Origin of the sequence: Pseudomonas eucalypticola, assembly GCF_013374995.1 — a bacterium.
GTDB classification, from domain to species: Bacteria; Pseudomonadota; Gammaproteobacteria; order Pseudomonadales; family Pseudomonadaceae; genus Aquipseudomonas; species Aquipseudomonas eucalypticola.
The window spans coordinates 3,175,563-3,187,390 of sequence record NZ_CP056030.1 but is presented as its reverse complement, the minus strand read 5'-3'; the positions used below and the strand labels follow the sequence as shown (position 1 = coordinate 3,187,390).

The following is an 11,828-nucleotide window of genomic DNA, read 5'->3' as shown; positions in this document are numbered from 1 at the left end:
GGCCCGCGCTCAGCCTGGCGGCTTGTCATGCAGGTAGTGCTGCGTGGCATCGAGGACTCGGACGATAGCCTCTATGTCGTTGGACATATCCGCCACCAGGGCGGGGTCGTCCAGCAGCATCAAGCGCAGCTTGAGCCGCGACAGCGGCGTGCGCAGGTCATGGGAGACCGCGCCGAGCATGCGTCGGCGCATGTCAACCTGGTCGCGGATGGCCTGCTGCATATGGTTCAGCCGCTTGGCGACCTGGCGTGCCTCGATACCCCCGGTTTCCTCCAGAGGCGCGCTGTCCAGGTCATGGCCCAGGCGCTCGGCGGCGCGGCTGAAGCGCTTCAATGGCCGGGTGAGCGAGCGGCTGACGTACCAGGCGATACCGACCAGCGCCAACCCCTGGAACGCCAGCATCGCCTTGGGCCAGACCAGTACGTAGTGGGAGCTGGCTTCCAGCGCCTGGGCCGGGTCCAGGGTCTGGTCGGTAATACCCAAGCGCGGCGGTGGCGGGATACGGTAATGCAGGATCCACAGGTACGTCAGGCCATGGGCGAGCACGATCGCACCGAGCGACACAGTGAACAGGCGAGCAAACAGGGTGCGGGAAGGATTCATCGCGTACGGTCAGGCAGGCATTTACCTGAACCATAACATCCTGTACGGAAGATGACGTATCACGTTGGTAACGGCCATCACGGCAAGCCCCGCCGGGCACCGACACAGGTCCTATACTCAGGACAATCCCCGTAACCATGCCCCTACGGAGCCGCGGCCATGATCCTGCGCGCACTGGTGCTGGCCTTGCTTGTCCTGCTGAACGCCTGCACCGGGCGCGGTACGCTGGCGCAAGCTCCCGTCAGCCCTGCCACCTGGCAGCAGGTCGACCTGGCGTTGCTAGTAGCCTCCGATGATGCCCGGGAGCAGGCCCGGGTCTACGCCCGTGGTTCCCTGGATCACTGGCGCACCCGGGTGTACCAGCAGACCGAAGAGGTCTTCATTCCGTGGTTCAACAGCTACTGGACGCAGGAATGGTTGTCGATGCGCGTCAGCTGGTACACCCTCAGCAGCGGCCATGACCCCGGGCAACCCGGCAGGCGCCTGGAAGCTTATTTGCAGAAGCAGTACCACGACCGTGTACTGGCGCCCGTGGCGGTGGAAATCGAGCCCAACGCCATCGCCGTGCAAGCCACCGACTTCTATGTGCAGTTGCTCAGCGGCCAGGTGGCCGCCATTGGTGAGCAATACCGCTTGCCCGAGGCGCAGTACGCACAGCATCTGGCGGCCGTGGTGTTGCTGCCCCCGGCCAATGCCTCCCTCCATGAGTTGACCCATACCCAGCCGCCCACCCAGGTGCGAGCTTATGCGGCGTTGCTGCAACGCCTGCGTGCCGGTGCCGAGGCCTCGCCCCAGGGCCTGGGGGAGGTGGCAAAGGCAACGAACAGCAAGCTGCAGGCACAGATGAGCACCCGCGGGGCCGGCAGCGTGGCCGCGGCGGTGGCCGGCAAGATCGCCGGGCCGCTGATTTCCCTGGGCATGGCCGGTATTCGCGCCATCGCCCACGCGGGCGAACGGCCAGACACGGAGGCCCAGCTGCGTCACGACTTGGGCGCCGCCTTCGACCAGGCCTGGCTCAAAGTACTCAACGACCCTGAGGGCGGCGTGATGGCCGGTGTCAATCAACTGGCCGATGGGCTGCAAACGCAACTGGGCACCGTGAACACTGTGCAACCGCTTGATAAACATGCGCGGGCCAGGCGCACAGGGTTTCTGGCACCATGGCCGGCATTCGCCGCCAACAGGAATTGACCATGGGGTTTGAAGCGTTCTGGTACATCGATCTGCTGGGAACCTTCGTCTTTGCCCTCAGCGGTGCCCTGGCCGCCATCGACAAGCGGCTGGACCTGTTCGGCGTCGTGGTGATCGCTTTCGTCACCGCCTGTGGCGGCGGGCTTATCCGCGACCTGTGCATTGGCGCGCTGCCGCCGGCGGGGCTGGTGAACCTGGCCTACCTGGGCACGGTTGGCCTGGCGGTGGCACTGGCCGGTTTCTTCCAGGCGCGGTTGCTGCGCCTGGCTCAGCCGACGCTGTTCTTCGACGCCATCGGGTTGGGTTTCTTCGCCGCCTTCGGTGTGCACAAAGTCTACAGCCTGGTGCCGGATGTCGAACTGGCCGTGCTGTTGGGCGTGGTCAGCGCGGTAGGGGGCGGCGTACTGCGCGACATCCTGCTGGGGCGAGTGCCGGTCATTCTCAGCAAGGACATCTACGCCTCGGCGGCCCTGGTGGGGGCGTTGGTGCAACTGACGGGTGAACTGCAGTGGCTGCCCGTGCATGTCAGTGCCTGGCTGGGCATCGGCCTGTGCACCACGTTGCGCATGTTGTCCCTGCGCTATGGCTGGAACCTGCCAGCGATCAAGAAGGCGCCGTGATCTCGCACCCGCCAACCTGATCAACGCTGGCGCAATACTGGCCCCCGGAATCATTTCCTCACGCCAAAATCACCCTACTTTCAGGAGCTTGGGGTGAGGTTTGAATGCGAAACATGATGATCGCGTTGTCGGCGGTGGTGCTGACCGGGGCGGCGACCTGCACCGAGGCCAGGGAAATTCGCGCCGCTGACCGCTACATGTGCAGTTGGGGCGCCGGTACCGCTGCAAAGGCCCAGGAGCTGAAGTTGAGCGGGGTTTCGCTGTACGCCGCACGGCAGAAGATCCAGACCTACAAGTTCAGCAAAGGCTGGATGCGCATGATGGCGCTGGGCATCACCGAACAAACCTATGACAGCGCCTCCAAAGCCAAGCCGGCGGTGGTACGCGAGACCTTTTATGACGGCTGCATTCACTATCGGTTGGCGCAGAAGTAAAGCGTTACAGGCTTTGACTAGACCGAACAGTCCAATCTCCCATTTCCGCGGGAGAAGGGCTTGGCCTGGCCGGCCCATCGCGCAAAGTGGCCTGATCACGCCTATCCTTGGTGGCTGACCCGTCAACGTGGAGGCCACCATGCCCCTGAATGCAGACACCCTGATCGACACCGCGCAAGCCCTGATGGCGCCTGGCAAGGGCATCCTGGCGATGGACGAGAGCCTGGGCACCTGCAACCGCCGGTTCGCCCAGGTGGGCATCGACCCGACCGAGGAAAACCGCCGCCGCTACCGCGAACTGTTGGTAACGACGCCCGGCCTGGCGGCGCACATCAGCGGGGCGATCCTGTTTGAAGAAACCCTTTACCAGCACACGGCCGGCGGGGTGGCGTTCCCCGAGGTGTTGAGAGACGCCGGAATTGTAGTGGGCATCAAGGTCGATGCGGGCGCCCAACCGTTGGCGGCCTTTCCGGGCGAGCGTATCACCGAAGGCCTGGACGGCCTGCGCGAGCGCCTGAAGGCTTATGCAGCGCAGGGCGCGCGTTTTGCCAAATGGCGCGCAGTGCTCACTATCACCGAGCAACTGCCCAGCGGTTTTGCGATCCACGCCAATGCCCAGGCCCTGGCCCGCTATGCAGCCTTGTGCCAGGAAGCGGGGATAGTCCCCATTGTCGAGCCCGAGATTCTCATGGACGGTGACCACAGCCTGGCCCGCTGCCAAGCCGTGACCAGTGAAGTGCTCCAGCACGTGTTCGAACAATTGCACCAGCACCGCATTCTGCTGGAAGGGATGATCCTCAAGCCCAACATGGTGTTGCCTGGCCAGGACAGTGCCGTGACGGCCCCCCTGGAAGCCGTGGCCCAGGCCACGGTCGACTGTTTTCGGCGCAAGGTTCCGGCGGCGGTCGCCGGCATCGCCTTCCTGTCGGGCGGGCAGTCGTCCACCTTGGCCACGGCACACCTCAATGCCATGCACCAGGGCGCGCCACTGCCCTGGCCATTGACCTTCTCTTACGGGCGGGCGTTGCAGGACGACGCGCTGCACCTGTGGGCTGGCGATGATAACCAGGTCGAGGCCGCCCAACGCGCCCTGGTGCAGCGCGCGCGGTGCAACGGCGCGGCAGCGCAGGGGCACTACCACCCGTCCATGGAGCAGTAGCGCAGCGTCAGCCCTGGGCCACGTCGACCCATTGGGCGTTGACCAATTCCGCCATGCGCTGCGGGCACAGGCGCACGGCGGCGTTGGTGGCGCCGCCAGCGGGCAACACTTCATCGAAGGCCTGCAATGACACGTCGCAGTACACCGCCACATCCTCCGGCAACCCGAATGGGCACACGCCGCCCACCGGGTGGCTGGTATGGGCCTGCACCTCAGCGGCTTCCAGCATCTTGGCTTTCACGCCGAAGCGGTCCTTGAACTTCTTGTTGTCCAAGCGCGCGTCGCCGCGGGTCACGATCAGGATGACCTGGCCGTTGACCCGCAGCGACAACGACTTGGCGATCTGCCCGGGCTCGACCTGATGGGCCGCAGCGGCCAGGGCCACGGTAGCGGTGCTTTCCGGCAGCTCGATGACCGACAGGTCGGGGGCATTGGCTGCCAGGAAGGTTTTGACGGTTTCCAGACTCATTGCAGCTCCATGGGGCGGTTCAGGAATCGGCGTTACCTTATCATGGTGGTTAACTACACTTACCCGGTAAACGGGAGGTCCCATGCGTTATCTTCTTGGCCTGACTGCCTGCCTGATGCTGGCCGGTTGCACGACTGTCAGCGTGCACCATTATGCCAGCGAGCGCCCGACGCTGGACCTGGTGGCCTTCTTCTCCAAACCCGTGCAGGCGTGGGGTATGTTCCAGAAGCGCTCCGGGGAGGTCACCAAGCGTTTCCACGTTGACATCCAAAGCCACCGCGAGGGTGATCGCCTGATCCTCGATGAGCGCTTTCTTTACAGCGACGGCACGCGCCAGAGGCGCTTGTGGACACTGGAGCCGGACGGCCCAGGCCGGTGGCGTGGGCGCGCAGGCGATGTCGTGGGCGAGGCCCGGGGCGAAGTGGCCGGCAATGCCTTGCAGTGGCGCTACCGCCTGGACCTGCCGGTGGATGGCAAGCATTGGGTGATGGACATGGATGACTGGATGTACCAGATGGATGACGATACCCTGATCAACCGCACCCGCATGAGCAAGCTGGGCGTGGAAGTGGGGCAGGTCACGCTGTTCTTTCGCCGCCAGCCCTGAGGCCTGCGGGGTTTGCCGGTAGAATGCGTGTTGCTGGCGAGCTTTTCAGCCTGTGGCAGCCGCAGAGCGCGCCACGCTGTCGATCCAGAACCATAAGAGAACCCTGTGATTTCGCACCGTATCACCCCCGTTGCCCTCACCATCGGCGCCTCCTCGACTGCCGCCACCCCACAGCCACAGCCCCGCCAGGCGCGGGTAGGGTTCATCCTGCTGGAGCATTTTTCGCTGCCGGCCTTCACCCAGGCGCTGGACACGCTGGTCACCGCCAACCTGCTGCGCCCCGGGCTGTTCACCACGACGACTCTGGGCTTGTACAGCGGCGAAGTGGTCAGCGACCTGGGGTTGGTCATTCGCCCCGATACCTGCCTGGAACTGACACGCGCCGCTGACTTCGACCTGTTGGTGGTGTGCGGTGGCCACCGTACCGGGCTCAAGAACACGCCGGCGCTGGCCACCTTCCTGAACGCGGCGGCCCAGGCAGGGCGAACCCTGGCCGGCCTGTGGAACGGCGCCTGGTTTCTGGGCAGTGCTGGCCTGCTGGATGGTTACCGCTGCGTGGTGCACCCCGAGCATCGGCCCGCCCTGGCGGAGACCGCCAAGGCCGCCCATGTCACCAGTGAAGCCTGGGTGCTGGACCGTGACCGCCTCACCGCCTCAAGTCCCGCCGGGGCATTGCAGATGATGCTGGAGTGGGTCAAGGGCCTGCATGACAAGGCGTTGATCGAAGGCATCGAGGACATTCTGGCGTTCGGCGAATCGCGCTACCGGCGCCTCACGCCATCGCCCAAGGTGTCCGTCAGCCCGGCGCTGCGCGAAGTCATCGACCTGATGGACAGCAACCTGGAAGAGCCCCTGGAACTGGCCCAACTGGCCGCCTATGCCGGGCGCTCGCGGCGGCACATCGAGCGCCTGTTCAAAGAGCAACTGGGCACCACGGCCCAGCGCTATTACCTGGAAGTGCGCATCATCGAGGCACGGCGGTTGCTACAGCACACCGAGCTGTCGATGGTGGAGGTGCTGGTGGCCTGCGGGTTCGTGTCGCCCAGCCACTTCAGCCGCTGTTACAGCAGTTACTTCGGGTACCGCCCGTCCCGGGAAACCCGGCTGGTCAAATAGCCACGGGCTGCCGCGTTGGCACCGAATGGCCGACCAGGGGGTAATGCGCCAGGCTCGACCGGCACAGCGCCGCCACCTGGTGCGCGTCCAGTTCGCTGTTGGCGGCCGAGAACACCTCCGGCCCCACCTGATGATTCAACCCCCCATGGCGATGCAAGGCCGCGATGATGTCGTGCAGCGGGAACTGCCCGGTGCCGGGCCACTGGCGCTCGAAACAATCCTGCTCCAGCGTCCTGCCGGGGGGCAGGGGCAGGGCGCCGTCACAGATCTGCACGCAGTGAATGAGGTCGCCCGGAATCAGGCTGAGGGTGTCCAGGCTCGACTGGCTGCGCACGAAGTGCAAGGTGTCCACCACCAGCCCATCATTGCGCTGGTCCGCGTCGCGCACGACTTCCCACCCCTGTTCCAGCGACCGCACCCCCCACATCGGGATGGGCTCCAGGTCGCAGAACAGCCCATGCTCGCGGGCCCGCGAACAGATATCGGCGAAGTACTCCACCAACTGCCCATGCGGATAGGCACCCGCCCTGAACGTCGCGTTCAGGCTCATGTATTCGCATCCCAACTGCTCGGCCAGGCGAAAGAACGCCGCGGCACTGACCCGGTGGTCGTCGACGAACGCGCTTCCCATGTTGCCCGGCTGCCAATCAGGGTTCCAGGTGCAGAGCGGATCGAGTCGGTTGATGCGCACGCCATGATCAGCAGCCATGGCGATGAGGTCAGCGACAGTCACGCCTTGGCGGTGCAGGCGAATGATCTCCTGCGGCTGCAGGGCGATCTCGGTGAAGCCAGCGGCAGCCGTCGCCGCGAACTTATCAACGACGGAAAGATGCAGCACGTTGGAAAACGGCATGGTGAGGCGGGCAGGCGGGCAATGCATGGCGTGAGCGTCCAGTCTCGTGAAGGCCGGGCCACTATAGGGACAGGTGGGGCGACCGTCATCGCCGCCACAGAAAAACACTTTTTCAAAGGCCTGGGGCTCACTGGCACGAGGTGGAGTACATCTGTACTCCGGGCCGCGTGGCCTGGACGGGCCGTCAGCCTGGCTCGGCTGCCCAGGCAGCTATTTACAGGCTAATGGTCAAGCGTTGCTGTTCTCCCTTGGCTGCACCCTTATAGGCGGTGACTTCGATCTCGAACAAATACTCCGGACCACCCAATGGCCCGCAGCTGACGCAATGGGCGTGGTCGATACCGCGAAAGCGTTCGCCAATGAACGCCATGACCCCCGGCACATCGGCCTGATGGGGGATGAACAGACGCGAGCGCACGACGTCGCCCAGTTCCGAGCCTAGCGCCCGCAGGGCACCTTCCACATTGCGCAAGGCATTCTCGGCCTGGCCCAAAGCGGTATCGGGCATTACCCGGGTCTTGTAGTCACGACCCGAGGTCAGCGACATGAAGATCCAGTTGTCGACGCACACAGCGCGCGAAAAGCTTTCCTTTTCTTCCAGGATGCTGCCGGATTTCAGTTTTACGATGGTGGCCATGAGTACTTCCTCTGAGTGGGTGATCAGTGCCAGGCCACTTTCTGCATGAAGGCCTGGGTGCGGGGGTGTTGGGGAGCCGTAAATAGTTGTTCGGGCGGGGCTATTTCAACGATCCGGCCCTTGTCCATCATTGCGACCTGATCGGATACTTCGCGCACGAAGCGCATTTCGTGGGATACCAGCAGCATGGTCATGCCGTCGCGGGCCAGTTGGCGCACGCTGTCCAGCACTTCGCCAACCAGCTCCGGATCAAGCGCCGAGGTCACCTCGTCCAGCAACAGCATCTGCGGGCGCAGCGCCAGGGCGCGGCTAATCGCCACCCGCTGTTGCTGGCCGCCGGACAGTTGCGCGGGGTAGGCGTCGGCCTTGTCCTTAAGGCCCACCTTGGCCAACAACGCCATGGCCTCGGTGCGCACCAGGGCTTCGTCCCGTTTTTGCACGCGGGTCGGGGTGACCATCACGTTGCGCAGCACGCTCATGTTGTTGAACAGGTTGTACTGCTGGAAGACGATGGCGAGCTTCTCGCGGGCGGCGCGTACGCTGGCCGCCGAGCCGTAGTCCACGGCCTGCTCGCCAATGCGAATGCTGCCAGCGGTGGGCCGGGTGAGGCCCATGATCACCCGCAGCAGGGTGCTCTTGCCCGAGCCCGAGCCGCCGATCAGGCTCACCACCTGGCCTTTTTCCAGGCTCAGGCTGAGGCTATCGAGCACGGGTTGCGTGTCGTAGGAACAGCACAGGTTACTGATATCCAGGTGCGGCATGGCTTACCTCCGGTGCAGCAGCGGTTGGCTGGCCAAGGCGACGGGCGCCTGGGCCGGGGGGTTGAAAGCGCGCTGGGTACGCTGTTCCAGCCAGGCGCCCAGCAGACTCAGCGGCCACGACAGAGCGAAATACACCAGCAGTATCAGGCCGTAGATCAGGAACGCCGAGTAGCCGCGGGTGATCAGGATCTTGCTGGCGAAGGTCAGCTCCACTACCCCCAGTTGCGAGGCCAGGGCGGTGTCCTTGATGAACGACACCATGAAACTGAAGGCCGGTGGCAGCACCACTTTCCAGGCTTGCGGCAGCATCACGGTGAACAGAATCTGCCGGTGGCTGAAGTTCAGCGTCTGCGCAGCTTCTATCTGCGCCTGGGGCACCGAGTCGAACCCTGCGCGGAAAATTTCCGCCAGGTACGCGGTGGCGATCAAGCACACGGCAATCAGTGCAATGCTGAAGAACGACAGGTTGGTGCCCAGCGCCTGCAGCACGAACAGGGTCAGGAACAGGGTCACCAGGAACGGGATGCGGCGCATCAATTCGACGAACACCACCAGCAACACCCGCAGCGGCAGCAGGTAGAGCGCGCTGCTGCGGCGCAGGCACGCCACCAGCAGGCCCATGACCAGGCCGCAGCTGCAACCGGCCACGGCCAGGGCCAGGGTGCTGCAGGCCGCCTGGAGGAGGAACGTGAAGGTAAAACCACTGAACAGTTGCTGGAGTTGGACCGATAGCGGCAGCATCAGATAAACCTCGCGCGAACGCGCAGGCAGCAGTAGCCCACGGCGTACAGGAACAGGCTGGCGATGAACGTCAACACCACGTACAGAGCCGCGGCCACGCTGAACGCCTCGATACTGCGCAGCGTGGTGGAGCTGATCTCGATGGCCTTGCCCGCTAGCTCATCCACGCCGAACAGGCCTCCGATCGAGCTACCCAGCACGATCCAGATGAAGAAGTTCGACAGCATGGGGTACAGCGTCTGTGCAAGGTGCGGCAGGGTGACGTAGCGAAAGCGCTGCCAGGCGTTCATGTTCAAGGTGGCGGCCGCTTCCAGTTCCGCTTGACGCACGGAAGCCAGACCGCCGCGGAAAATATCGGTGAGGTACGCACCGGCGTTCAACGACAAGCCGATTAGCACCGCCTGCATCGGCGACAGCACGATGCCTACGTCCGGCAGCCCGTAGAACAGCACGAACAGCTGGATCAGCGACGGCGTATTGGTGAAGAACACCACGTAGGCGCGTACCGTGCGGCGCAGCCATGGCCGGCCGTGGCGCTGGGCGAGGGCGCCGCCCAGGCCGATCGACACGCCTGTCCAGAACGCCACGAAGGCCACCAGCAAGGTGGTAAGGGCACCTGTCAGCAGGTCCGGCCAGTGCCGGAGTATTTCACCGAACTGCAGCGAGTAATGCATGGGCAGCCTCCCGGGCGCAGGGCAGGGCGGTCAGAAGTACGGGGTGGGGTCGACTTTCACCAGCATCGGGGCCTTGAACCACTGCTCCCAGGTCTTGTTGATGAAGCCGCTGGTGTGCAGGTTGTACAGCGCCACGTTGAGCAGATCGCGCAGGGCGGTGTTGTTCTGCGCCACGCCGATGCCGTCGTAGCTGGTGTTCAGCGCCTCGGGCATGGTCACCCAGTGGGTGTCGGGGTAGTTCTTGGTGAAGGGCACGTAGAACTCGATGTTTTCCACCAGGGCATCGGCGCGCCCCTGGGCGATGGAGCGGATGGTGTCGGCCATGGTGTCGACGTAGAGGATCTTGGCGTTGGGCAGGTTCTGCTTGAGGAAGTCCGCGGTCCACACGCCGCGGATCAGCACCAGGGTGTATTTGGCGTCGTTGAGTTGCTTCCAGTTGTCGACGTGGACCTTGTCGGTGGTCAGCACGCCCATGGACTCGGTGTGTAGCGGCACGGTGTAACCGATCAGTTTGGCGCGTTCCACCGTACGGGTCAGGCCGCCCAGGCAGACGTCGATGCGGTCGCTGATCAGAAAGGGCACGCGCTGGGCAATCTCGGTCATCACGAATTCGGGCTTGACCCCCAGGCTTTCGGCCAATTTCCTGGCCACGTCGATGTCGAAGCCCTCCAGCTCGTTGTCGCTGCCCAGCGCCGACTGTGGGGGTGAATTGGGCAGTACGCCGACCCGCAGCACGCCGCTTTTGAGAATTTCATCCAGGGGCCTTGCCTGGACCGGCAGCGCGGCTCCCACCACACACAGCACACTGAGGATCGCAACGGCAAATCGCTTGAGCATGGTTGACTCCAGGCATCGATCATGGGCCGGACCGGGGTTCGGGACGGCATCTGTTTTTGATGATTATCAACAATCCTAAGGGTGTCAATGGGCAGCCTTTTGCGCCTCGGCGCGCCAACAGTGGTATGTCACTGACGGACATGCGGCCGTTCGAGCAATGCAGTGACTGGCGAAAAACTTCGCTAAGCGATTGAATTGAATAGGCTCGGGAAGGTATTCACCGAGCGGCAAAGGGAGGGGCAGGGAGGCGGAAACCCCGCCATGTGTGCGCCTGGGCGGGGCAGGCATGAGGGGTGCCACGGTGTGATTGCACCGATAGGGTGCGAAAAATAAATCCAGATTTTTTGCGTTTACCGTCGCCGCTGCGGTCCGGCCACGGCACCGCAAGGTCAGGCGCTGGTGGCGCCGACGTGCGCCAGGTAGCGCTCCACCGCCCGGTCGAACTTGGCCTGCCAGATGTGCTCGGCACGCGCCAGGTCGCCGGCCTTGATCGCCTCATACAGCGCCAGCACGTAGTTGATGGCGTCACCCTCACGATCGGTGTAGGCAATGCGCGACAGGTTGTTGAACCGCCGCACCTCGGCCGTGAGTTCGGCGAAGTAGCGCTCACAGCGCTCCAACCCGCTGGCATCGACAATGGCCTGCTGAAAATCCAGGTCATTGGCCACGCTGGCCGCCTGGTCAGCCTGACGCGCGAGCTTCAGGGCCTTGCTGGCCATGCTCTCCAAGCCCTTGAGGGTAGCGGGGGTGAGCTGCCCTTCACGGCTGAGCAACGTCTTCAGCGCCAGCTTGCCCAACGCCGAGCGCAAGCCGTAAACCTCCAGGATCATGTCGACGTTGAGCTCGGCGACGATGGCACCGCGGTTCACGCGGATCTCCACCAACCCCTCGCGGCTCAACAGGCGCAACGCCTCGCGCACCGGGTGACGGGAGATGTTCAGTTGGTCGGTGAGCTGCTTTTCGATCAGGCGCTCGCCCGGCTTGAACTCGCCGTTGATGATCGCTGCGCGAATCTGCGCTGCAGCGTATTCGGCACTTTCCATGTTGCTCATCGGGGCGAGGATCGTCGCCGCCTTTTTCGTGCTGGACACCATAGACCTGGCTCGCTGTAGGGGATGCGAGGAGT

General features: G+C 64.1%; 15 protein-coding genes. 6 read left to right on the top strand and 9 right to left on the bottom strand.

The window, feature by feature from the left end:
- Nucleotides 1-9: 9 nt before the first annotated feature.
- Nucleotides 10-603 (bottom strand): HAMP domain-containing protein, encoded by a 594-nt coding sequence (locus tag HWQ56_RS14340; protein ID WP_158155997.1) that lies wholly within the window; start codon nt 601-603, stop codon nt 10-12.
- A 159-nt stretch (nt 604-762) separates the two neighbouring features.
- Here HWQ56_RS14340 and HWQ56_RS14335 point away from each other — a divergent pair, with 159 nt between their 5' ends.
- From HWQ56_RS14335 to HWQ56_RS14320, 4 genes are all read left to right on the top strand, one after another.
- Nucleotides 763-1,794 carry a hypothetical protein gene (locus tag HWQ56_RS14335; protein WP_158155999.1) on the top strand — a complete coding sequence of 344 codons (1,032 nt, stop codon included), beginning with the start codon at nt 763-765 and terminating at the stop codon, nt 1,792-1,794.
- On the top strand, nt 1,764-2,414 hold the full coding sequence (locus tag HWQ56_RS14330; RefSeq protein WP_245217864.1) for a trimeric intracellular cation channel family protein: 651 nt from the start codon (nt 1,764-1,766) through the stop codon (nt 2,412-2,414). The genes HWQ56_RS14335 and HWQ56_RS14330 overlap by 31 nt, the downstream gene beginning before the upstream one ends.
- 104 nt (nt 2,415-2,518) lie before the next feature.
- A complete protein-coding gene (locus HWQ56_RS14325) occupies nt 2,519-2,848 on the top strand; it encodes a hypothetical protein (RefSeq protein WP_158156002.1) in 330 nt (109 codons plus the stop codon).
- 139 nt (nt 2,849-2,987) lie between these two features.
- Entirely contained in the window at nt 2,988-4,007 is a 1,020-nt protein-coding gene (locus HWQ56_RS14320) for a class I fructose-bisphosphate aldolase (RefSeq protein WP_176570913.1), read from the top strand.
- 7 nt (nt 4,008-4,014) lie between these two features.
- Here the strand turns inward: HWQ56_RS14320 and HWQ56_RS14315 are convergent, their stop codons facing one another.
- The gene (locus HWQ56_RS14315; RefSeq protein ID WP_158156004.1) at nt 4,015-4,476 is read right to left on the bottom strand and encodes a YbaK/EbsC family protein; all 462 of its coding nucleotides are present in this window, start codon (nt 4,474-4,476) and stop codon (nt 4,015-4,017) included.
- A gap of 82 nt (nt 4,477-4,558) precedes the next feature.
- On the opposite strand from HWQ56_RS14315, the gene HWQ56_RS14310 reads away from it, so the two are divergent.
- The gene (locus HWQ56_RS14310; protein ID WP_176570912.1) at nt 4,559-5,083 is read left to right on the top strand and encodes a DUF3833 domain-containing protein; all 525 of its coding nucleotides are present in this window, start codon (nt 4,559-4,561) and stop codon (nt 5,081-5,083) included.
- 141 nt (nt 5,084-5,224) lie between these two features.
- The gene (locus HWQ56_RS14305) at nt 5,225-6,199 is read left to right on the top strand and encodes a GlxA family transcriptional regulator (RefSeq protein ID WP_233270883.1); all 975 of its coding nucleotides are present in this window, start codon (nt 5,225-5,227) and stop codon (nt 6,197-6,199) included.
- On the opposite strand, the gene HWQ56_RS14300 is transcribed toward HWQ56_RS14305, so the two are convergent.
- From HWQ56_RS14300 to HWQ56_RS14270, 7 genes are all read right to left on the bottom strand, one after another.
- Nucleotides 6,192-7,079 carry a sugar phosphate isomerase/epimerase family protein gene (locus HWQ56_RS14300; RefSeq protein ID WP_176570911.1) on the bottom strand — a complete coding sequence of 296 codons (888 nt, stop codon included), beginning with the start codon at nt 7,077-7,079 and terminating at the stop codon, nt 6,192-6,194. The genes HWQ56_RS14305 and HWQ56_RS14300 overlap by 8 nt on opposite strands.
- Nucleotides 7,080-7,266: 187 nt before the next feature.
- Nucleotides 7,267-7,689, bottom strand: a complete 423-nt coding sequence (locus HWQ56_RS14295; RefSeq protein ID WP_158156010.1) for a Rid family hydrolase — start codon at nt 7,687-7,689, stop codon at nt 7,267-7,269.
- A 23-nt stretch (nt 7,690-7,712) separates the two neighbouring features.
- Nucleotides 7,713-8,450, bottom strand: coding sequence for an amino acid ABC transporter ATP-binding protein (locus tag HWQ56_RS14290; RefSeq protein WP_176570910.1), 738 nt, complete (start codon nt 8,448-8,450; stop codon nt 7,713-7,715).
- Nucleotides 8,451-8,453: 3 nt separating this feature from the next.
- Complete coding sequence (locus HWQ56_RS14285) at nt 8,454-9,191, bottom strand: amino acid ABC transporter permease (RefSeq protein WP_176570909.1); 738 nt, start codon at nt 9,189-9,191, stop codon at nt 8,454-8,456.
- The gene (locus tag HWQ56_RS14280) at nt 9,191-9,865 is read right to left on the bottom strand and encodes an amino acid ABC transporter permease (protein WP_176570908.1); all 675 of its coding nucleotides are present in this window, start codon (nt 9,863-9,865) and stop codon (nt 9,191-9,193) included. The genes HWQ56_RS14285 and HWQ56_RS14280 overlap by 1 nt, the downstream gene beginning before the upstream one ends.
- Before the next feature lie 30 nt (nt 9,866-9,895).
- Complete coding sequence (locus HWQ56_RS14275) at nt 9,896-10,702, bottom strand: transporter substrate-binding domain-containing protein (RefSeq protein ID WP_176570907.1); 807 nt, start codon at nt 10,700-10,702, stop codon at nt 9,896-9,898.
- A gap of 389 nt (nt 10,703-11,091) precedes the next feature.
- Nucleotides 11,092-11,754, bottom strand: coding sequence for a GntR family transcriptional regulator (locus tag HWQ56_RS14270; RefSeq protein ID WP_199267177.1), 663 nt, complete (start codon nt 11,752-11,754; stop codon nt 11,092-11,094).
- Nucleotides 11,755-11,828: the final 74 nt, after the last annotated feature.

Bases quoted from the DNA above. Each gene is read 5' to 3' on its own strand.
- HWQ56_RS14340 (WP_158155997.1), bottom strand. From the start codon at position 603: ATGAATCCTTCCCGCACCCTGTTTGCTCGCCTGTTCACTGTGTCGCTC.
- HWQ56_RS14335 (WP_158155999.1), top strand. From the start codon at position 763: ATGATCCTGCGCGCACTGGTGCTGGCCTTGCTTGTCCTGCTGAACGCC.
- HWQ56_RS14330 (WP_245217864.1), top strand. From the start codon at position 1,764: ATGGCCGGCATTCGCCGCCAACAGGAATTGACCATGGGGTTTGAAGCG.
- HWQ56_RS14325 (WP_158156002.1), top strand. From the start codon at position 2,519: ATGCGAAACATGATGATCGCGTTGTCGGCGGTGGTGCTGACCGGGGCG.
- HWQ56_RS14320 (WP_176570913.1), top strand. From the start codon at position 2,988: ATGCCCCTGAATGCAGACACCCTGATCGACACCGCGCAAGCCCTGATG.
- HWQ56_RS14315 (WP_158156004.1), bottom strand. From the start codon at position 4,476: ATGAGTCTGGAAACCGTCAAAACCTTCCTGGCAGCCAATGCCCCCGAC.
- HWQ56_RS14310 (WP_176570912.1), top strand. From the start codon at position 4,559: ATGCGTTATCTTCTTGGCCTGACTGCCTGCCTGATGCTGGCCGGTTGC.
- HWQ56_RS14300 (WP_176570911.1), bottom strand. From the start codon at position 7,079: ATGCATTGCCCGCCTGCCCGCCTCACCATGCCGTTTTCCAACGTGCTG.
- HWQ56_RS14295 (WP_158156010.1), bottom strand. From the start codon at position 7,689: ATGGCCACCATCGTAAAACTGAAATCCGGCAGCATCCTGGAAGAAAAG.
- HWQ56_RS14290 (WP_176570910.1), bottom strand. From the start codon at position 8,450: ATGCCGCACCTGGATATCAGTAACCTGTGCTGTTCCTACGACACGCAA.
- HWQ56_RS14285 (WP_176570909.1), bottom strand. From the start codon at position 9,191: ATGCTGCCGCTATCGGTCCAACTCCAGCAACTGTTCAGTGGTTTTACC.
- HWQ56_RS14280 (WP_176570908.1), bottom strand. From the start codon at position 9,865: ATGCATTACTCGCTGCAGTTCGGTGAAATACTCCGGCACTGGCCGGAC.
- HWQ56_RS14275 (WP_176570907.1), bottom strand. From the start codon at position 10,702: ATGCTCAAGCGATTTGCCGTTGCGATCCTCAGTGTGCTGTGTGTGGTG.
- HWQ56_RS14270 (WP_199267177.1), bottom strand. From the start codon at position 11,754: ATGAGCAACATGGAAAGTGCCGAATACGCTGCAGCGCAGATTCGCGCA.